The 1,131-nt window shown below is 56.7% G+C and carries 1 protein-coding gene; it reads left to right on the top strand.

The genetic code is table 11. From position 1 onward, the window contains the following. Nucleotides 1–63: 63 nt before the first annotated feature. Nucleotides 64–1,131: Bug family tripartite tricarboxylate transporter substrate binding protein (locus tag ACSFA3_RS25025; protein WP_435508047.1), on the top strand; the 1,068-nt coding region annotated here is incomplete at its 3' end.

The following is a 1,131-nucleotide window of genomic DNA, read 5'->3' on the forward strand; positions in this document are numbered from 1 at the left end:
AGACTCCTGGCCAGGTTCAGCAACGAGGCAGGTTGCTGCCCATCCAAATAAAGGAGACATCTCATGCATCGCCGAATCGCAAGTCCTCGACGCAGGCTATTGCTGCAGTCTGCTTTGGCCGTCGCCGCCACTATGAATACGATGGCCCGGGCACAGCCCTCCCGCTACCCCGTGAAGCCAATCAGGCTGATTTCCACATTTCCCGCAAGCGGGACCAACGACCTGCTCAGCCGCATCGTTGGGAACGGCTTCCAATCCCTGTTGGGCCAACAAGTTGTTGTCGAGAATCGCATTGGCGCGAATGGAATGATTGGCGCGGGTTTCGTGGCCAAGGCCAAAGGCGACCCCTATACGCTCGTCATGGGAGGCGGCGCAACTCACGGGCTGAATCCGGCGCTTTACCCCAAGATCGCGTACGACGCGATCCAGGACTTCACGTCGATCGGCATCGTCGCGTCCGTGCCCATGGTACTGATCTCAAGTGCAACTCTTGCGCCTAGAAAGGTCTCCGACCTGATTGCCTACGGCAAGGAAAATCCGAAGGCACTCAGCTTCGGCTCGAGTGGTACCGGCGGGACCGGACACATTGCCGGTGAAACATTCAAACAGGTGACTGGAATCTCGCTGGTGCATGTCCCGTTCAAGGGCGATGCTCCGGCCGTGACGGACGTGCTTGGGGGACAGATTCCGCTTGCGTTCGTGAGTCTGACTTCGATCATTCCCTTCCTGCACTCCGATCGCCTGCGCGTTCTCGCTGTGGCCCTTCCAACGCGAACCGATCTATTCCCGGCTATGCCCACCTTCAAAGAGAGCGGCGTGAACGACATGAATTTCTCCACCTGGTATGCCCTGATGGCACCAGCTGGCGTGTCTCCAGATGTTGTCTCATTGCTGAATTCCAGTTTGAACAAGATCCTCGCGGACGCCGAAACCAAACGAAAACTGGAGACACAAGGCGCTACAGCCGTCATCAGTACACCGCAAGAAACCGCTGCATTCGTCAAAGCGGAAATCGACAAGTACAAGAAGATCGTGAAGCAGTTGGGCATCACGGTCGAGTTACAAAGCAACACATCAGCCAACCGGAGACTTCACCTTGGAAACTTCAGAGCAATACAGCCCCCAACGCAT

The organism is Variovorax glucosi, assembly GCF_051216695.1.
Classification (GTDB): Bacteria; Pseudomonadota; Gammaproteobacteria; order Burkholderiales; family Burkholderiaceae_C; genus Variovorax.